This is a genomic window from Streptomyces yaizuensis (assembly GCF_034961445.1).
Classification (GTDB): Bacteria; Actinomycetota; Actinomycetes; order Streptomycetales; family Streptomycetaceae; genus Streptomyces; species Streptomyces yaizuensis.
The window spans coordinates 991,565-1,010,251 of the sequence record NZ_BSBI01000002.1; the positions used below are offsets into that span (position 1 = coordinate 991,565).

Here is an 18,687-nt window from a genome sequence, read left to right on the forward strand (position 1 = left end):
GTCAAGAGCCTCCGGCTCACCCCCGGGGCGCGGCCCGCCGCACGGCGTCGCACCCCGCAACGAGCACCAGCAGAGCATCATCAACGAGGAGCAACTCATGTCGGCCACCGCCCACGGACACACCCCGGCCGCCTGGACCGGCGTCGCCATCTCCTTCATCGGCTTCTGCGTCGCCGGCGTCTTCATGGTCGCCGCCAACCCGGCCGGCTTCTGGGGCGGCATCGGTGTCGTCTTCCTGGGACTCGTCGTCGGCCTGGGGATGAAGGCCGCCGGCCTCGGCATGCCGAAGCAGTCCGCCGAGCAGCAGGAGGCCCACCGCAAGGCCACCGAGGCGGCCCGCGCCCGCGCCGACGAGGCCATCGCCGCGCGGTCCTGAACCGGCCTCCGGCAGACGACTTCGGGCCACCCGCCCGGGGACACGAGGCGCGGACCCGGCACCGCCGGGCTGCGCCTCTTCGCATGCCTGGGCACAATCACCGGGTGGACGCCATGACTCCCGCTCCCGCCGCCGACGCCGCCGGTGATCCGCCCCGGACCACCGTGCGGCGGCTCGCCGCCCCGCTGACCGCGCTCGCCGGGGCGGCCGCCGCCTTCGGCTACGTCGGGGCGGTCGACCCGCACGAGCCCGGCCACTACCCCGTCTGCCCGCTGCTGAACCTCACCGGGCTGTACTGCCCGGGGTGCGGCGGACTGCGCAGCGCCCACCTCGTCGTCCACGGCGACCTCCCCGCCGCCCTCGGCGCCAACGCCCTGGCCGTCGCCGCGTACGCCGTCGCCGCGGCCGTGTGGGTGCTCTGGCTCGTCCGCGCCGCCCGGGACCGCCCGCCGCCGCGCCCGCTCGCCCCCGTGTGGTGGTGGTCGCTCGCCGGGGTGATGATCCTCTTCGCGGTCGTACGGAATCTGCCCTTCGGCGCCGCGCTGGCCCCCTGAGGCACCCGCCCCCGGTGGCCCCCGTCCCGCCGGTTCGTGGACATGATGTCCCAGCCAGTGGGACGCGACCGCCCGGATGAGGAAGCCGAACCCGGCTCCGGATACCATCGACGTGTTGATCCTGAACCGCCAAACGTGCCGAAAGGGGGCCGCTCGGGTGAGTGTGCTCGACGAGATCATCGAAGGCGTACGCGCCGACCTCGCGGACCGGCAGGCGCGCGTCAGCCTCGACGAGCTCAAGGAGCGCGCGGCCAAGGCTCCCGCGGCCCGGGACGGCGTCGCCGCGCTGCGCGGCGAGGGCGTCCAGGTGATCTGCGAGGTGAAGCGCTCCAGCCCCTCCAAGGGCGCGCTCGCCGCGATCGCCGACCCCGCCGCGCTCGCCGCCGACTACGAGGCGGGCGGCGCGGCCGTCATCTCCGTCCTGACCGAGCAGCGCCGCTTCGGCGGCTCGCTCGCGGACCTGGAGGCCGTCCGCGCCAAGGTGGACATCCCCGTCCTGCGCAAGGACTTCATCGTCACCGCCTACCAGCTCTGGGAGGCCCGTGCGTACGGCGCCGACCTGGCGCTGCTGATCGTCGCCGCGCTGGAGCAGGAGGCCCTGGTCTCGCTGATCGAGCGCGCCGAGTCGATCGGGCTCACGCCGCTGGTCGAGGCGCACGACGAGGACGAGATCGAGCGCGCCGTCGCCGCCGGCGCCCGCATCATCGGCGTCAACGCGCGCAACCTGAAGACCCTGGAGGTGGACCGCTCCACCTTCGAGCGGGTCGCCGACGACATCCCCTCCGGGATCGTCAAGGTCGCCGAGTCCGGTGTGCGCGGCCCCCACGACCTGATCGCGTACGCCAACGCGGGCGCCGACGCCGTCCTGGTCGGGGAGTCCCTGGTCACCGGGCGCGACCCGCGGGCCGCCGTGGCCGACCTGGTCGCCGCCGGGGCCCACCCCGCGCTGCGCCACGGGCGGGACTGACCCCGTCATGACCGCCGCCGCCCCCGCCCACCGGCCGTGCCCGGCCCCCGGCGACGCGTACGCGCGCCTCGCCCGGGGCTGCCGTCCGCGCGGCTGCCGGGCCCCGGCGCGGCGGGTGCACGGGCGGCGGGTCCGCTATGTGATCGGCTCGGAGCCCGGCCAGGTCAACGGCATGCGATGGCGGTCCGGCTCCGCGCTCCGCTGAGCCCGTCCGTCCGGCGCCCTCCCGGCCCGGCCGACCGGCCCGGCACCCGCGCGTCCGCCCCGTCCGCACGGGCGGCCACGGAGCCGGCGCCCGCCCCCTGACCGGGGCGGACGACGCCGTACCCCTGTCGCCGTCCGGCCCTGGGCGAGGCGAGCGCGACCGGAGCCTTCTCTTCCGCAGCTGTTCCCCCGCCCTGCCGGAGGCCCCTTCATGGTGGCGCCGTGCGGAACGGTGCCGGCATTCGGTATTCGATATTCGGTATTCAGCATGCGGAACGGTGTCGGCGTGCGCACCCACCCGTCCTGTGCACATCGGAACTTTCAGGGGCCGCCGGGCCCTTGTGAGGAGTACAAAACGGATGTCTTCTGACTTCTTCGTCCCGGATCCCGAAGGGGCGGTGCCCAGCGCCGCCGGCTACTTCGGCGACTACGGCGGCAAGTTCATCCCCGAGGCGCTCGTCGCCGCGGTCGACGAGGTGGCCGTCGAATACGACAAGGCCAAGGCCGACCCCGCCTTCGCCGCCGAGCTGCGGGATCTGCTCGTCCACTACACCGGCCGGCCCAGCCCGCTGACCGAGGTGCCCCGCTTCGCCGAGCACGCGGGCATGGCGCGGATCTTCCTCAAGCGGGAGGATCTCAACCACACCGGATCCCACAAGATCAACAACGTCCTCGGGCAGGCGCTGCTCACCCGGCGGATGGGCAAGACCCGGGTGATCGCCGAGACCGGCGCGGGCCAGCACGGCGTCGCCACGGCGACCGCCTGCGCCCTCTTCGGCCTGGACTGCACCATCTACATGGGCGAGATCGACACCGAGCGGCAGGCGCTCAACGTCGCCCGGATGCGGATCCTCGGCGCCGAGGTCATTCCGGTGAAGTCCGGCAGCCGCACCCTCAAGGACGCCATCAACGAGGCGTTCCGCGACTGGGTCGCCAACGTCGATCACACCCACTACCTCTTCGGCACCGTCGCGGGACCCCACCCCTTCCCGGCCATGGTGCGCGACTTCCACCGGGTCATCGGGGTCGAGGCGCGCCGCCAGCTCCTGGAGCGGGCGGGCCGGCTCCCCGACGCCGCCGTCGCCTGCGTCGGCGGCGGGTCCAACGCGATCGGGCTCTTCCACGCCTTCCTGGCAGACGCGTCCGTGCGTCTGATCGGCTGCGAACCGGCGGGCCACGGCATCGAGAGCGGCGAGCACGCGGCCACGCTGACGGCGGGCGAGCCCGGCATCCTGCACGGTTCGCGCAGTTACGTCCTCCAGGACGACGAGGGGCAGATCACCGAGCCGTACTCGATCTCCGCCGGGCTCGACTACCCCGGCATCGGCCCGGAGCACTCGTACCTCAAGGACATCGGGCGGGCCGAGTACCGCGCGGTCACCGACGACGCCGCGATGCAGGCACTGCGGCTGCTCTCGCGCACGGAGGGCATCATTCCGGCGATCGAGTCCGCGCATGCGCTGGCCGGCGCGCTGGAGCTGGGCCGGGAGCTGGGACCGGAGGGGCTGATCGTGGTCAACCTCTCCGGCCGTGGCGACAAGGACATGGACACCGCCGCCCGCTACTTCGGGCTGTACGACGGGGAGGACGCCCAGTGAGCGGGAACCTGGCACTGCTGAACGACACGCTCGCCGCCGCCAGGGCCGAGGGCCGCGCCGCCCTCATCGCCTACCTCCCGGCCGGCTTCCCCACCGTCGACGGCGGGATCGAGGCGATCAAGGCGGTCTTCGACGGCGGCGCCGACGTCGTCGAGGTGGGGCTGCCGCACAGCGACCCGGTCCTCGACGGCCCGGTCATCCAGACCGCCGACGACATCGCCCTGCGCGGCGGCGTCCGGATCGCCGACGTGATGCGCACGGTCCGCGAGGCGCACGCCGCCACCGGGAAGCCGGTGCTGGTCATGACGTACTGGAACCCGATCGACCGGTACGGGATCGAGCGGTTCACCGCCGAGCTGGCCGAGGCGGGCGGCGCGGGCTGCATCCTGCCCGACCTGCCGGTCCAGGAGTCCGCGGCCTGGCGCGAGCACGCGGAGAAGCACGCGCTCGCCACCGTCTTCGTGGTGGCGCCCAGCAGCCGGACCGAGCGGATCGCCACCATCACCGAGGCGGGCTCCGGCTTTGTCTACGCGGCCTCCCTGATGGGCGTCACCGGCACCCGCGAGAGCGTGGGCGCCCAGGCCCAGGACCTGGTCGAGCGCACCCGTACCACCACCGACCTGCCGGTCTGTGTGGGGCTCGGGGTCTCCGACGCACGGCAGGCCGCCGAGGTGGCCGCCTTCTCCGACGGCGTGATCGTCGGCTCCGCGTTCGTGAAGCGGATCCTGGACGCCCCCGACGCCGCCGCGGGCGTCACCGCCGTCCGCGACCTCGCCGCCGAGCTGGCCGCCGGAGTGCGCCGGGGGCGCGCGAGCGGCTGATACGCCCCTGTCGTACGCGGTCGCCCCCTGATCGCTCGTACGGGTGGATATGGGACCGGGGAGGCGCGCAGGTGCCTCCCCGGTTCGTTTGCGGGATGTGAACGAGAGCAACGACAGGAATGACCGGGACGACCGGGACGACCGGAGCACCGGTGGCGGCACGGGCGGCGGTACCGGCAGCACCGGCGGTGGTACGGGCGGCACCGGTGATGGCGCGGCGCCCAAGCGGACCGCCCGGGAGCGCATCGAGCGGGAGCGCGCGCTGGAGGCGTCCCGGGAGCGCCGCCGCAGACTGCTGATCATCTCGTCGGCGGTGGTGGTGATCCTCGGACTCGCCGCCGTCGTCGGCGTGATCGCGGCGAGCACCGACTCCTCCAAGGGCAAGGGTTCGCAGGCCGGACCGGTGGTGCCGCCGGCGGGCGCCCGGGGCGCGACCCGGCTGGCGATCCCGGTCGGCCGCGACGACGCCCCGTCCACCCTCACCATCTGGGAGGACTTCCGCTGCCCGGTCTGCGCCCAGTTCGAGAACGTGTTCCGCGACACCATCCACGAGCTGGAGAAGAGCGGCGACATCAAGGTCGAGTACCACCTCGCCACGATCATCGACGGGAACATGGGCGGCAGCGGCTCCCTCCGCGCCGCGAACGCGGCCGCCTGCGCCCAGGACGCGGGGAAGTTTGACCCGTACCACGACGTGCTCTTCCAGAACCAGCCGCCGGAGCCGGACGACGCCTTCGGGAAGAACAGCAGACTGATCGAGCTGGCGGGCAAGGTGCCGGGGCTGGACACGGCGACGTTCCGGTCCTGCGTGGAGGACGGGAAGCACGACTCGTGGGTCGCCGAGTCGAACAAGGCGTTCACGGAGGGCGGCTTCCGGGGTACCCCGACGGTGCTGCTCAACGGCGGTTCGATCTTCCCGGACAAGGGCGGGGAGCAGATCTCGGTCGCCAATCTGAAGAAGTGGGTCGCCGAGGCCAACAAGGGCAAGAAGCCGGGGACTGCTTCCGCATCCGCCCCTGCCCCTGCCTCCGCTTCCGCAGCTCCGGCACCGCCGGCCGGGTCCGCCGCGCCGTCGGGGGGTCCGGCCTCCGGCGCCCCCGTCCCGCAGGGGGCTCCCACGCCGCCGGTCTCCGCCTCGGCCTCGGCGCCCGCCACGGGTCCGGGGGCGCCGTAGATCGCCCGGGGACCGGCCCCGGACCTGCCTCGGACCTGCCCCGGATCGGGCCCGGGATCGTCACGGGCGGGCCGGGGAGCTGCCCGGGACCGGCCCGGGATCGGCCCGGGACCTGCGGGAATCGCACAGGGACCGCGCCGGGACCGCCCCGGACACGACCGCCGGGGGCGGCGCCCGTTACCCATACGTTGCGCGGGTGGGTGGCCCCGCCCGCCGTGCGGCAAGGTAGCGTCGACGGTGCCATGGATATTGCCTACATTCCCAGCCCGTCGAGCGGCGTGCTCCACATCGGACCGCTCCCGCTGCGCGGCTACGCGTTCTGCATCATCATCGGTGTCTTCGTAGCCGTCTGGTACGGCAACAAGCGCTGGGTCGCTCGTGGCGGCAAGGCCGGCACCGTCGCCGACATCGCCGTCTGGGCCGTGCCCTTCGGCCTGATCGGCGGCCGGCTCTACCACGTGATCACCGACTACCAGCTGTACTTCGGCGAGGGTGAGAACTGGGTCGACGCCTTCAAGATCTGGCAGGGCGGCCTCGGCATCTGGGGCGCCATCGCCTTCGGTGCCCTCGGCGCCTGGATCGGCTGCCGCCGCCGGGGCATCCCGCTGCCCGCGTGGGCGGACGCGGTGGCCCCGGGCATCGCCTTCGCCCAGGCCATCGGCCGCTGGGGCAACTGGTTCAACCAGGAGCTGTACGGCAAGCCGACCGATCTGCCCTGGGCGCTGGAGATCAGCGACGGGGCGAACCGCCAGGGCGGGCTCTACCACCCGACCTTCCTGTACGAGTCCCTGTGGTGCATCGGCGTCGCCCTGCTGGTGATCTGGGCGGACCGCCGCTTCCGGCTGGGCCACGGCCGGGCCTTCGCGCTCTATGTCGCGGGCTACTGCGCGGGGCGCGGCTGGATCGAGTACATGCGGGTCGACGAGGCCCACGAGGTGCTGGGGCTGCGGCTCAACGTCTGGACCTCGATCGTCGTCTTCACGCTGGCCGTGGTGTACATCGTCGTCTCGGCGCGGCTGCGGCCGGGGCGCGAGGAGGTCGTGGAGCCGGAGCGCGGTGGGCCGGGCACGGGTTCCGCCGCCGCCGCCGAAGAGGCCGGCGACGGGGCCGGCGGCGACGGGGCCGCTGCCGCCGTGGCCGCCACGGAGGGCGCCGGGAGCGACGCGGGAGCGGACGCGGGCGCGGGATCCGCGAAGAAGAGCTGAGACCGGCGGCCCGGCCGGTACGGGAAGGGCGAGCCCTTCCCGTACCGGCCGGGCCACGGGCGGGAAGGCCGCCGGGACCCCTGGGAGGGGGTTCCGGCGGCCTTTCGGCGTGCTGGTGCGTGTGTGCTGGTGGTTGGTTGGTCGGGCTGCTGGTGCCGGGGGCGGTCAGGGGAGGGGGCCCTCGCGGCGGGCCAGGGCGAGGGTGCGCTGTGCGGCGGCCACGATCGCCGCGTCGACGAAGCGGCCGTCGGGCAGGGCGAGCGCCCCCTGATCGGCGGTGGCTGCCTTGACGATTTCCTCCGCCGCCCCGATCTCCTCGGAGGTGGGGGTGAAGGCCCGTTCGATGACGGGGAGCTGCCGGGGGTGGATCGCCGCGCGGCCGAGGAAGCCCCGGGCGCGGCCCCGGGCGCAGGAGGCGAAGAGGGCGTCGAGGTTGCGGATGTCCGGGAAGACGGACTGGGGCGGCGGTGGCAGTCCGGCCGCGCGGGCGGCGATCACGATCCGCGAACGCGGCCAGTCGAGTGCCGCGCCGTCCCGTACACCCAGGTCGGCGCGGAGGTCGGCCTCCCCGATGGAGATGCCGTGGACGGCGGGGTGTGCCGTGGCGATGGTGTACGCGTGCTCGATGGCCAGCGCGGATTCCAGCAGCGGGTGGAGCGGGACGCCGGGCGCCAGCTCCGCGATCCGGTGGATGTCAGTGGCGTGTGCGACCTTGGGAACACGCAAGGCGCCCAGGCCGGGCAGTCCGGTCAGCGCCTCGATGTCCCGGGGGGAGTTGATGCGGACATGGACGGGCAGCCGGTGACGGGATGCGAGGAGTTCGGCTGTCGCCGCGAGCGCGTAGGGCCGCCGGGCGGGGGAGACGGCGTCCTCCAGATCGACGATCACCACGTCGGCGCGGGTGGCGAGGGCCTTCTGCACCACCTCGGGGCGGTCGCCCGGAGCATAGAGATAGGTGAGCGGGGCGGCCGTCGTCACAGGGCGCCCCGCGTGCGGAGAGCGGCGATGTCGGCGCCGGTCAGGCCGAGTTCGGTGAGGACGTCCTCGGTGTCGGCGCCGTGCGGGCGGCCCGCCCAGCGGATGGCGCCGGGGGTCCCGGAGAGGCGGAAGAGGACGTTCTGCATCCGGAGGGGTCCGAGTTCGGGGTCGGCGATCTCGGTGATGGTGTCCAGCGCCCGGTACTGCGGATCGTCCATCACCTCGCGGATGTCGTAGACCGGCGCCACCGCGGCCTCGGCCTTCTCGAAGGCGGCCAGGACGTCGGCGCGCGGCCGGCGGGCGATCCAGCCGCCGACCGCCTCGTCCAGCTCGTCCGCGTGCTCCGCCCGCCCGGAGCCCGTGGCGAACCAGGGCTCCTCGGTCAGCTCGGGCCGCCCCACCAGGCGCAGCAGCCGTTCCGCGACGGACTGGGCCGAGGTGGAGACGGCCAGCCAGTGGCCGTCGGCGGTGCGGTAGGTGTTGCGCGGGGCGTTGTTGCGGGAGCGGTTGCCGGTCCGCGGCTGGACATAGCCGAGCTGGTCGTACCAGATCGGCTGCGGGCCGAGGACGGTGAGGATCGGCTCGATGATCGCCATGTCCACGACCTGGCCCCGGCCGGTGGCGGCCCGGGCGGTCAGCGCGGTGAGCACGGCGTAGGAGGTGGCGAGCGCGGCGATGGAGTCGGCGAGTCCGAAGGGAGGGAGGGTCGGTGGTCCGCCGGGTTCCCCGGTGACGGCGGCGAAGCCGCTCATGGCCTCGGCGAGGGTGCCGAAGCCGGGCCGGTGGGCGTAGGGGCCGACTTGGCCGAAGCCGGTGACCCGGGTCAGCACCAGCCGGGGGTTGACGGCGCTCAGCTCGGCCCAGCCGAGGCCCCAGCGCTCCAGGGTGCCGGGGCGGAAGTTCTCGATCACCACATCGGCGGTGGCGGCGAGCCGGAGCAGGGTGTCCCGGCCGCCGGGGTCGGAGAGGTCGAGGGTGATGGTCCGTTTGTTCCGGCCGAGGAGTTTCCACCAGAGGCCGACGCCGTCCCGGGCGGGGCCGTGGCCCCGGGAGGGGTCGGGGCGGTTCGGGTGCTCGACCTTGATGACGTCGGCGCCGAAGTCGCCGAGGAGGGTGGCGGCGAGCGGTCCGGCGAAGAGGGTGGCCAGATCGAGGACCCGCAGCCCGCCGAGGGCGGTGGTGGCCGGTGGGCCGTCGGGGGAGCGGCCGCCGGGGGAGGGGAGGAGCGGCTGTGCCGGCTGTGCCGGACGTGTTGTTGGTGTCGTCTGTGTCGTCTGTGTCGTCTGTGGTGGCTCTGTGGGGTGTGTCATGAGGCGTTGTCGATCTCCGGGCGGTAGGGCATGGAGGTGGCCGCCCCCGGGGTGCCGCCGCAGAGGGCGGCGGCGGTGACGGCCCGGTGGAGGGCCGTCCCGGCGGGGACGCCCTCGCCGAGGGCGACGGCGAGCGCCCCCGCGAAGGCGTCCCCGGTGCCCAGGGGATCCACCGTGGGCACCGGGGACGCGGGGACGGTCAGGGTCTCGGCGCCCCGGGCCGCGTACAGACAGCCCGCCGGTCCCCGCAGGACCACCACGGCGGGGACCCGGCGCAGCAGCGCCCCGGCCGCGGCCCGGGGGTCGGCGGTGCCGGTGAGGGCCGCGGCCGTGGGCTCCGGGGCCAGCAGCAGATCGGTGGCGTCGAGGAGTTCGGGCGGAAGGTGCTGGTCGAGGGCGGGGGCGAGGACGGTCCGTACACCGTGGCGGCGCGCGGCCAGCGCGCCGTCCAGGGCGGCGGAGAGGGGGATTCCGAGAGGGAGGAGGAGGGTGCCGGCGGTGGCGATCAGGGTCTCGTCCCCGGGGGCGAGGAAGGTGACGGCGGCGTTGGCGCCGGGCACGGTGACGGCCGTGGTGCGCCCTTCGCCGTCCACGACGAGATGCCCGGTGCCGGAGGGGCCGGGCAGGGTCCGCAGCAGATCGGTGTCGACCCCGGAGGCCTCCAGGGTGTGCCGCAGGGCCGCGCCGAAGTCGTCGGAGCCGACCGCCCCGATCAGGGCGGTGTCCGCGCCGGCGCGGGCGGCCGCGACGGCCTGGTTGACGCCCGCGCCGCCGGGGACCGTGCGGAAGACCCGCCCGGGGACGCTCTCGCCGGGCTCCGGCGCCCGGTCGGCCTCGGCGACGAGGTCCATCCGGGCGCCGCCGAGCACCACGATGCCGGTCATGGGCGGCACGCCTCCCGGTGGGTGAGGCGGGCGAGGGTGTCGAAGCCGGTCCCGTCGAAACCGGTGACGGTGGTGGCGAGCCGGTTCTTCAGCGGGGCGGTCCAGCGCTCGGGCAGGGCGTCGGGCCGCCGGGAGAGCAGGCCCGCGACCGACCCGGCGGTCGCGCCGTTGGAGTCCGTGTCCCAGCCCCCGGACACGGCACGGCAGATGGAGCCGGTGAAGTCGCCGTCGGCGTGGGTGAGGGCGGCGGCGAGCAGCGCGGCGTTGGGGACGGAGTGCACCCAGTGGTAGTGGCCGTACGCGGTGTGCAGCCGGTCCACCACGGTGTCGAAGCAGGTCTCCGCGCGGGCCTGCCCGATCCCGAAACGCACGGCGCGGGCCAGCCGGGAGCCGGGCGGCACCACGGTGAGACCGGCGGCGAGCGCCCGGTGGACCTCGTGTCCGCCGCCGGCCCCGGCCCCGGCGGCGGCGATCACGGCGGCCACGAACATCGCCGAGTGCACGCCGCTGCCGGTGTGGGTGAGCACGGCGTCCCGGTGCGCCTGCGCGGCGGCGGCGCCGGGGTCGCCCGGGTGGGTCCAGCCGTGCATGTCGGCGCGGACGGCCGCGCCGATCCACTCCCGGAAGGGGTTGTGGAGCACGGCGGTGAGCGGGGGTTCGACCCCGGAGAGGAGGTTGCGGTAGGCGACGCGTTCGGCGGTGAAGGTACGGCCCGCCGGCAGCTCGTCCAGCCAGAGCCGGGCCACGTCGGCGGTCCCGAAGTCCCGTCCGTGCCGCTGGAGCAGAAGGAGGGTCAGCAGAGGGTGGTCGAGATCGTCGTCCTCGGGCATCCCGTCGATGTTCTCCGCGAGCGAGGTACCGGCGGACCGCCGGTTCCAGGGGTACTCCCGGGCGATGCCGGCGGGCAGCCCCCGCGCGGTGAACCAGGTGGTGACGGGCCAGTTCCCGGTGGCCCGCGCGATGGCCCGGATCCCCCGCAGCGGCAGCTTCTCCACGGGCTTCCCGAGCAGACACCCGACGGCGCGGCCGAGCCAGGCGGCGTGCAGCGCGGCGGTGTACGCCGCCCCGCCCCGCCGGCAGTCCCGGCAGCCCTCCGCGCTCCCTTCCGGCCGCCGCCCGGCCCCGGGGTGCGGCCGGAGGTGATCGGGCCCGCCGCCCCGGTCCCGGTCGACCGCCTCACCCCGCCCGTGCTCCCGGAACACGGGACCCGGGCCCCGCCCGTGGGGATGGGGCCGACCGCCACCCCCGCCGGCCGGCCGGGCCCGCCGGTGCTCGGGCGGCTCGTGGGCCGTGCCCGGCGCGGGGGCGGGCGGGTGCGCGGGGCGAGCGGCGTCCGGGGGTGCTGCGGGAGTGGGCCAGGGGCCGGAAGGGGCGTGGCTGTTCGTCCCCCGTACGGGAGGTACGGCCTTCCCGGACGGGCCGGGTGGGGCGGTGCCGCCTCCCGGGCCGTCTCCGCCCGTGCCCGTGCCCGTGCCCGTGCCCGTGCCCGCGACCGGGGGAGGATTCTCCCCGTACAGCGGGAGGGCGTCCCGGCTCTCGCGGGGTGTCCCGGGGGGGTGTCCGCCGGCCCGGGTCGGGGTGGGGCCGTCCGTGTCCCCCGCCGGGGGCGGGAGCTGCCCGAGGAGGTCCGATGGCCGGGCTGCCGGGGCCGGTCCGTCGGCGACAGGGCTCCATCCCGGGCCGGTGGCGGCCTCGGCGGGTGCGCCGGAGGCGTGCGGGCCCGGTGGAGTGGTGGACCGGCCGGTCGGGGGGTCCTCGGCGGGCGGGGACTGTCCGGGCACCAGGCTGTCGGGGGTGCGGCTGTTCGTCCCCCGTACGGGAGGCGCGGCCTTCCCGGTCGGGCCGGCTGGGGCGGTGCCGCCTCCCGGGCCGTCTCCGCCCGCGCCCGGGTACGGGGGAGGGCTCTCCCCGTACCGGTCGGGCGCGGCGGGCCCGTCGGCTCCGGTCGGGGTGGGGCCGTTCGTGTCCCCTGCCGGAGGCGGGAGCTGCCCGACGGGGTCCGGGAGCCGGGTCGCGCTGTCGGCGGGCGGGTGATCGGAGGGTGCGGACGGTCCGGGCAGGGGGATGTCGGGAGTCACGGAGGCGGTGACGGGGGTGGGCCGGGGCGCGGAGCCGGCACAGCCGCTCGTACCCCGTGGCGGAGGTGCGGTCTCCCCGGCCGGGTCGCTGTCCCCGGCGGGAGCGGTCGTACCGGGGTCGGCCGATGGGGCGGCCGGGCCCGGCACCGGGATGGAGCCGGTGTGTTCACCGGGCATGAGGGGAGTGGGTGTCGCGGGGCCGTCGGCTGGGGGCGCTGTGCGCGGGAGGGCGGGGCCCCGAGGGCTGCGCCCGTTCGTGAGGGGTGCGGGCGGAGCGTTCTCCCCGGTCACCTCGGAGGTGCGCGAGGACCGGCCGGGCCCGGGCGCAGGGGGGCAGCCGGGGTGCGGTGCGGGAGCGGGCGTCCCAGGGATGGCGGCGGAGGCCGTACCGGGCGGTGGGGGCCAGGGCCGGGTGCGGTCGGTCGCACCGGGGCGGGCCAGGGCCCCGGGGTCGGGTGGTGCGCCTTTGTGTACGCCGGGCTGGGCGGGAGCGGTTGGCTTCGGGACAGGCGGGGGTGTTTCGGGTGGGGTGCCGTCGGTCGTGCCGGGGTCGGGTGGTGCGCCTTTGTGTACGCCGGGCTGGGCGGGAGCGGTCGGTTCCGGGATGGGCGGGGGTGCTTCGGGTGCTTCGGGTGGTGGGGTGCGGCTGGGCGTACCGGAGGCGGGTGGGGCCGGGGTGCCGGAGCAGGTGGGGAGGCGGTCCGGGGGCGGCGGGGCGGCTGCGGCACGGCCGGGGGAGACAGGGGAGGGCTCCTCCCGCCGGTCGGCGGAGACGTCTCCCGGGCCGGGGCCGGGTGGGAGGGCATCCGGAGCGGGGGCGGTCCCTGGGGACGAGGGAGGCGGCGGCTCGGCGGCGGTCCCTGGGGACGGGTGAGGCGGTGGCTCGGGGGCGGTTCCCGGGGGCGAGGGAGGCGGTGGCCCGGCGGCGGTGGTGTGGGCGGCCGGGGTGGGTGTGAGCGGAGCGGTCATTCCCGGGCCGGGCCGGGGTTCGCCGGGTGGGGGGAGCGTGCCGTCCTGCCCGGCGGCCGGGGCAGGGGGGACGGTGGGCCAGTCGGGGCAGAGGGCGCGGATCGCGGGCAGGTCCGTCGGTTCGAGGGGGGCCAGCGGCGAGGGGAGCCGGGCCAGTTCGTCCAGGAGGCGCAGGGCGAGGGCGCGCAGGGCCGGGGGCGCGGGCTCGGCGGAGGCGCCCGCCCGCGCGGGCGGGGGAGGCCCGCCGCCCGCACGCCAGGCGGCGGCGATCGCGGCCACGTCCCGGCCGTCCTCGGCGCCCTGCCGCAGCTCGTGGCCGATCAGGTCCTCGGGCTGCACCCAGGTGACCCGCAGCGGCCCGGCCGCCGGCAGGGGGCTCATCGCCCGCCCGCCGTCAGCGCGGCGAAGGCCGCCTCGTGGGCCCGGCGGCGTTCCCGGTCGCGCCGGAAGACCTCCTGGGCGACGGCGGTCAGCTCCCGCGCGGGCGCGTGCAGATCCACCCGGCTGGCCTCGGCCACCGCCTTCGCCCACGCCGCCGGCACCGCGTCCGCGCCGCCGAGGGCGCCCGCGAGCGCCCCCGCCATGCCGGCGATGGAGTCGCAGTCCCGGCCGTAGTTGACCGCGCCCAGCACCGTACGGCGGTAGTCGCCCCCGCCGACCAGCAGCATGCCCAGCGCGATCGGCAGCTCCTCGACCGCGTGCAGCCGGGACGGCCGGCGGGCGCCGAGCGAGGGTTCGCGGTAGTCGGGGCCGACGGTGTCGAAGGGCGCGACGGCGGCCCGCAGCGGAGCCACCGCGGCCTCCGTGTCGGTGTGGTGCGCCGCCGCCTCGGCCACCGCGGCGACGGCGGCCCGCGTTCCGTCCTTCGCGAGCCCGAGGGCCGCGTCCACGACCGACGCGGGCGTCGCCCCCGGTGCGCACGCCGCGGCGACCGCCGCCGCGAACACGCCCGCCGCCTCCCGCCCGTACGACGACTGGTGGGCGCCCGCGATGTCCAGGGCCTCGGCGTAGGCGGCGGCCGGGTGGGCCGCGTTGACGAGCCCGACCGGGGCCATGTACATCGCGGCGCCGCAGTTGACGATGTTCCCGCTGCCCGCCTCGCGCGGGTCGTGGTGGCCGTAGTGGAGCCGGGCGACCAGCCACTGTTCGGCGAGGAAGACCCGGCGCAGCAGCAGCTCCTCGCGCTCCAGCTCGGGAATCCAGCGGGGCCCGGTCATCAGCTCCGGGACCAGGTGCTCGGCGACGGCGTACGCGTCGAGGTGGTCGCGCACCTTCCCGTACACCCGGATCAGCGCATGGGTCATCAGGGTGTCGTCCGTGATGTGCCCGTCGCCCTTGTGGTACGGCGCGATCGGGCGGGCCGTGCGCCACTCGTCCCCGTGCCAGGGGCCCACGATCCCCTGGACCCGGCCGCCGTGCCGGTCGGCGATCTGCTCGGGGGAGTACCCCTCCACGGGACCGCCGAGGGCGTCGCCCACGGCCGCGCCGACCAGGCTGCCGGTGATCCGGTCAGCGAGTGCCGGGTTCGCTGGTGTTGGCATCGTCATGCCGGAATTGTCCACCCGGAGTGCCCAGTTCCGTGTCTGTCAGCAGCCCGGCGAGTTCCACCAGATCCGTACCGGCGAACCGGGGCAGCGCACACCCCGGGAGCGTCCGGCAGGCCGCCCGCCAGCTCTCCGGGATCGCCTCGCCGCCGCCGAGTGCCCCGGTCAGCGCCCCGGCGAGGGCGGGGGCCGAGTCGGCGACGCGGGACAGGCAGGCGGCGGTCGGCACCGCCTCGCGGACCCGGCCCCGGGCCGCCGTGGCGATCGCGAGCGCCACCGGAACGGTCTCCGCCGCCGCGATGCCGTAGCTGTAGACGTGGTCCACGATCTGATGTTCCAACAGGGGCACCAGATCGAAGGCGGCACCCGCGCCCCGGGCCAGCGCCACCGCGTGCCGCGCGTTGCGACCGATCTCGCTGCCGGCGGGCAGCTGGGCGAGCGCGGCCTCCACCGCCTCGTCGACGTCCGCGCCGCCGAGCGCGGCGGCCACGGCGGCGGCCATCGCGCGGGCGCCGTGGACCCCGTCCCCGTCCTGCGTGTAGCGCGCGTCGAACTCGGCGAGACCGGCCGCCGCCACCGGGTCCCCCGCGTGCACGACGGCGAGGACCACGGCCCGGACACAGGCGGCGTCGTCGAAGTAGTGCGGATTGTCGTGGCCGGTCGCGGGGGGCCGCAGCCCGGTCGCCAGATTGCCCAGACCGGCCCGTACGGAGATCCGGGCCCGCAGCGGGAGGACCGCGGACTCCACCTCGGGGGCGCGGTCGGCGGCGGCGGCGACCTCGGCGGCCAGCGCGTTCCAGGCGAGATCGACGGCCGCGCGCAGCCGGCGCCCGGGGGCGAGCCCCGCGAACGGCCGCCGGGCGGCGGTCAGGACGCACTCGGCGGCGAACGCGGCCCACTCCGCGTCGTCGGACGGCCCGAGCCGCAGCGGCTCCGGGGGCTGGTTGAGGGCGATCGGCACGGGCAGCGTGGTGGTCGCGTTCTGCTCGGCGAACGTGTCCAGCTCCCGGGTGAGCCGCCGGGTCCACTCCGGCATCCGGGCCGCGCGGTGCCGGGCGGCCGGCCACCCGGCGGCGTCCCCGGCGGCCAGCCCGAGCAGCAGCCCCTCGACCGGCCGCGCCACCCGTCGCCCCGGGGGCTCCAGCGGCCGGGTGACGATCCGCACGGAGGGCGAGGGTCCGGCGGCGGTGGCCCGGTCCGCGGAGTCCGTCGGTGCGCTCATGACGACGCCTGGGGTACGAGGAGATCCGCCACGTCCAGGACGTGCCGGCCGCGCATCGCGGGGAGACAGCTGCCGCGTACGGGGCCGATCGCGGCCGCCCACTCCGGCGGGATCGCCGCCCGGCCCGCGAACGCGCCCGCCAGCGCGCCCGCGACCGCGGCCGTGGTGTCGGCGTCCCGGCCCATGTTGACGGCGGTGAGCACCGACGTACGGAAGTCCCCCCGGGCCACCGCGAACGCGCCGAACGCCAGCCCCACCGCCTCCGGCGCCAGGTCCGTCCACGGGTAGCCGCCGATCACCACCGCCGAACGCACGGCGCGTTCGGTCGCCAGCACGCTGCCGTGGGGGCGCTGGGCGGCGACCACCCCCCGGCGCAGCGACCGCGCCGTCCAGGAGTCCATCGGGACGACCGACAGGGCCGCGCCGATCACCCCGGCGGGGCCGGCGCCCGCCATGGCCGCCGCGACCCCGGCGGCGACCGCCTGGCCGCCGTAGATGCCCTCGCCCTCGTGGCTGACCGTGCCGTCGATCGCGACCAGCCGGGCGGCCTCCTGCGGGCGGCCCGCCGCGTGGACGCCGAAGGGGGCGGCCCGCATCGCCAGACCGTCGCTCCAGGCGTGCCGGTGCTGGGCGGAGATCGGGGCGGCGAGCCCGCGCCGCAGATTCTCCAGCGTGCCGCGCTCGCTGAACCCCGCGCCCCGGAACGGGCCCTCGTCCAGATCGGCGATCCAGTGGTGCCAGGCGGCCTCGACCTGCGCCACGGTCAGCGCGGAGCCGTGGCGGGCCAGCAGCAGGCCGGAGAGGATGGCGTACTCGGTGTCGTCCGTACCGGCCGGGTCGTCGGCCACGAAGCCCTCGATCCGGCCCCAGCGGCGGCGGATCTCGGAGGGCCGCATGTTCTCGGCGGGGGCGCCCAGCGCGTCGCCCACGGCGAGGCCGAGGAGCGCGCCCCGGGCCCGCTCCCGGAGCGTCGGCGCGGTCGTCACGGCGGCCGTCCCGGGGGCTGTCGCGGGGGCGGTCACGGCGGCCGCCCCGGGCCCGCCACCGGGCCGTCCGTCCGTGGCCGGCGCCTTCTCCCTGTCCGCCATGTCCTGCATGGGCGGCCCCTTTCGCTCACCGCGTTTGCCGGGATGTGTGCCCTGAGGGGTGGGAGCTGACGCGAAGAAACGTTTCTGTCACCCACTCGACACCAGGTAAGTACGGCCTGCCTTGCTGGCGCGGCCCTTACATCGTGCGTATTTTCGAAGGCGATCAAGGGGTCGCGACGCGTCGTCGCGCGACCGGTAAGGGGATAGCTGTGTCCATCATCGAGACCGAGGCGCCACTGCACGAGGCGCACCGCGACAACCACACCCACCGCGATGTCAACGGCGGCTGGCTGCGGCCCGCGGTCTTCGGCGCGATGGACGGGCTCGTCTCCAACCTCGCCCTGATGACCGGCGTCGCCGGCGCCGTCGTCTCCCAGCAGACCATGGTCGTCACGGGGCTCGCGGGACTGGCGGCCGGCGCGTTCTCGATGGCCGCGGGCGAATACACCTCCGTGGCCTCCCAGCGCGAACTGGTCCTCGCGGAACTCGAAGTCGAACGGCGCGAGTTGCGCAAGCACCCCGTGGACGAGATGGAGGAGCTGGCGGCGCTGTACGTGTCCCGGGGCGTCGAGCCCGCGCTCGCGCGCGAGGTCGCGATGCAGCTGTCCCGCGACCCCGAGCAGGCGCTGGAGATCCACGCCCGGGAGGAGCTGGGGATCGACCCCGACGACCTGCCCTCCCCGACGGTGGCGGCGGTCTCCTCCTTCGGGGCGTTCGCACTGGGGGCGCTGCTGCCGGTCCTGCCGTATCTGCTGGGCGCGAGCGCGTTGTGGCCCGCGGTGCTGGTGGCGCTGGTGGGGTTGTTCGCGTGCGGGGCGCTGGTGGCGCGGGTGACGGCGCGGTCGTGGTGGTTCAGCGGGGCGAGGCAGCTGGTGCTGGGTGGGGTGGCGGCGGCGGTGACGTACGGGCTCGGCGCCCTCTTCGGCGCGGCGCTCTGAGTATTCGCCCGCGCCGGCGCGAGGTCGGCTCGGCCCACGGGCCCGCGTCGGCGGGGGCCCGCACCCCCTTTCCTGGCCCGGGGTGCCGGCCGCGCGTGTACGGGTTCGGCCTTGCGCTGTCCGGCTGCATCGGTACGGGGACGTCGCGCTCGTCCGGGGCCCGGCCCTGCCCGGGCCGCGTCGGTACGTGTGCGGTGCGCTCGTCCGGGGCTGCGGTGGCCCGCCCGTGTCGGTACGGGTGCCTCGGCCTCCCGTCCGGGGTCCCGGCTGCCTTGCCCGTGTCGGTACGGGGTCCCGCACCCTTCTTCCCCCCCCCGCTGGGGGTACCGGCCGCCCTCCGGCTGTTCCGTGGGTGGGGGTGCAGGGTCGCCCCCGCAGGGGATCGGCGGACTTTCGGGGTCAGTGGGACAGCCGCTGTGCGCTCGCCGACCCCGAGGAGGTGAGCCCGGAGGCCCCGCCAACCCGCACCACTACCCGGGGCCGGGTCGACCCGCACAAAATCTAGCCCCGCCGGCGTTTGAGGCGCGGGGGCCTCGGGGGCTGGCCCCCGACAGTGGCCCGCACATGCCATGTGCCCGGGAACCTGTCCGCCCCTGCGGCAAGGCCAAACCTGCCCTCTGGGCACCGAGCCCTCCCGGTTCGCCCCGGGCCAGGATCCTTACGCCCCTGCGGCGAGCCGCACAAAATCCAGCCTCTTGGGGGTCCCCCCGGACGAAGTCTGGGGGAGATTGAGGCGCAGGGGTTTCGGGGGCCAGCCCCCGAACCTCCGCGCCACCA

Annotated in this window: 16 protein-coding genes and 1 pseudogene; 9 read left to right on the top strand and 8 right to left on the bottom strand. The window is 76.0% G+C overall.

Going from position 1 to position 18,687, the window contains the following annotated elements:
* Positions 1 to 97: 97 nt before the first annotated feature.
* The 8 genes from SYYSPA8_RS08145 (at position 98) to lgt (ending at position 6,899) form a co-directional block, all read left to right on the top strand.
* The gene (locus SYYSPA8_RS08145; protein ID WP_323446284.1) at positions 98 to 376 is read left to right on the top strand and encodes an HGxxPAAW family protein; all 279 of its coding nucleotides are present in this window, start codon (positions 98 to 100) and stop codon (positions 374 to 376) included.
* Between the two features lie 104 nt (positions 377 to 480).
* The gene (locus SYYSPA8_RS08150; protein WP_407705929.1) at positions 481 to 930 is read left to right on the top strand and encodes a DUF2752 domain-containing protein; all 450 of its coding nucleotides are present in this window, start codon (positions 481 to 483) and stop codon (positions 928 to 930) included.
* Positions 931 to 1,087: 157 nt separating this feature from the next.
* The gene (trpC, locus tag SYYSPA8_RS08155) at positions 1,088 to 1,897 is read left to right on the top strand and encodes an indole-3-glycerol phosphate synthase TrpC (protein WP_323446285.1); all 810 of its coding nucleotides are present in this window, start codon (positions 1,088 to 1,090) and stop codon (positions 1,895 to 1,897) included.
* Between the two features lie 7 nt (positions 1,898 to 1,904).
* Positions 1,905 to 2,102, top strand: coding sequence for a tryptophan biosynthesis modulator TrpM (trpM, locus tag SYYSPA8_RS08160; protein ID WP_323446286.1), 198 nt, complete (start codon positions 1,905 to 1,907; stop codon positions 2,100 to 2,102).
* Positions 2,103 to 2,460: 358 nt separating this feature from the next.
* The gene (trpB, locus tag SYYSPA8_RS08165; protein WP_323446287.1) at positions 2,461 to 3,699 is read left to right on the top strand and encodes a tryptophan synthase subunit beta; all 1,239 of its coding nucleotides are present in this window, start codon (positions 2,461 to 2,463) and stop codon (positions 3,697 to 3,699) included.
* Positions 3,696 to 4,520, top strand: a complete 825-nt coding sequence (trpA, locus tag SYYSPA8_RS08170; RefSeq protein WP_323446288.1) for a tryptophan synthase subunit alpha — start codon at positions 3,696 to 3,698, stop codon at positions 4,518 to 4,520. The genes trpB and trpA overlap by 4 nt, the downstream gene beginning before the upstream one ends.
* 244 nt (positions 4,521 to 4,764) lie before the next feature.
* Entirely contained in the window at positions 4,765 to 5,694 is a 930-nt protein-coding gene (locus tag SYYSPA8_RS08175) for a DsbA family protein (protein WP_323446351.1), read from the top strand.
* A 242-nt stretch (positions 5,695 to 5,936) separates the two neighbouring features.
* Positions 5,937 to 6,899 carry a prolipoprotein diacylglyceryl transferase gene (gene lgt / locus SYYSPA8_RS08180; protein ID WP_323446289.1) on the top strand — a complete coding sequence of 321 codons (963 nt, stop codon included), beginning with the start codon at positions 5,937 to 5,939 and terminating at the stop codon, positions 6,897 to 6,899.
* Positions 6,900 to 7,064: 165 nt separating this feature from the next.
* Here the strand turns inward: lgt and SYYSPA8_RS08185 are convergent, their stop codons facing one another.
* From SYYSPA8_RS08185 to SYYSPA8_RS08220, 8 genes and pseudogenes are all read right to left on the bottom strand, one after another.
* Positions 7,065 to 7,877 carry an HpcH/HpaI aldolase/citrate lyase family protein gene (locus SYYSPA8_RS08185; RefSeq protein ID WP_323446290.1) on the bottom strand — a complete coding sequence of 271 codons (813 nt, stop codon included), beginning with the start codon at positions 7,875 to 7,877 and terminating at the stop codon, positions 7,065 to 7,067.
* Positions 7,874 to 9,187: a CaiB/BaiF CoA transferase family protein gene (locus SYYSPA8_RS08190; protein WP_323446291.1), complete on the bottom strand. Its 1,314-nt coding sequence runs from the start codon at positions 9,185 to 9,187 to the stop codon at positions 7,874 to 7,876. The genes SYYSPA8_RS08185 and SYYSPA8_RS08190 overlap by 4 nt, the downstream gene beginning before the upstream one ends.
* On the bottom strand, positions 9,184 to 10,071 hold the full coding sequence (locus SYYSPA8_RS08195) for a PfkB family carbohydrate kinase (RefSeq protein WP_323446292.1): 888 nt from the start codon (positions 10,069 to 10,071) through the stop codon (positions 9,184 to 9,186). The genes SYYSPA8_RS08190 and SYYSPA8_RS08195 overlap by 4 nt, the downstream gene beginning before the upstream one ends.
* Positions 10,068 to 11,588, bottom strand: a complete 1,521-nt coding sequence (locus SYYSPA8_RS08200) for an ADP-ribosylglycohydrolase family protein (protein ID WP_407705939.1) — start codon at positions 11,586 to 11,588, stop codon at positions 10,068 to 10,070. The genes SYYSPA8_RS08195 and SYYSPA8_RS08200 overlap by 4 nt, the downstream gene beginning before the upstream one ends.
* 1,575 nt (positions 11,589 to 13,163) lie before the next feature.
* Positions 13,164 to 13,499 (bottom strand): annotated as a pseudogene (locus tag SYYSPA8_RS08205) (ADP-ribosylglycohydrolase family protein); the annotation flags it as partial.
* Positions 13,496 to 14,659, bottom strand: coding sequence for an ADP-ribosylglycohydrolase family protein (locus SYYSPA8_RS08210; RefSeq protein ID WP_323446353.1), 1,164 nt, complete (start codon positions 14,657 to 14,659; stop codon positions 13,496 to 13,498). The pseudogene SYYSPA8_RS08205 and the gene SYYSPA8_RS08210, both read right to left, overlap by 4 nt.
* On the bottom strand, positions 14,628 to 15,884 hold the full coding sequence (locus SYYSPA8_RS08215; protein ID WP_323446293.1) for an ADP-ribosylglycohydrolase family protein: 1,257 nt from the start codon (positions 15,882 to 15,884) through the stop codon (positions 14,628 to 14,630). The genes SYYSPA8_RS08210 and SYYSPA8_RS08215 overlap by 32 nt, the downstream gene beginning before the upstream one ends.
* The gene (locus SYYSPA8_RS08220) at positions 15,881 to 16,981 is read right to left on the bottom strand and encodes an ADP-ribosylglycohydrolase family protein (RefSeq protein WP_323446294.1); all 1,101 of its coding nucleotides are present in this window, start codon (positions 16,979 to 16,981) and stop codon (positions 15,881 to 15,883) included. Before SYYSPA8_RS08220 ends, SYYSPA8_RS08215 begins: the two co-directional genes overlap by 4 nt.
* 200 nt (positions 16,982 to 17,181) lie before the next feature.
* On the opposite strand from SYYSPA8_RS08220, the gene SYYSPA8_RS08225 reads away from it, so the two are divergent.
* Complete coding sequence (locus SYYSPA8_RS08225) at positions 17,182 to 17,910, top strand: VIT1/CCC1 transporter family protein (RefSeq protein ID WP_323446295.1); 729 nt, start codon at positions 17,182 to 17,184, stop codon at positions 17,908 to 17,910.
* Positions 17,911 to 18,687 lie beyond the last annotated feature (777 nt).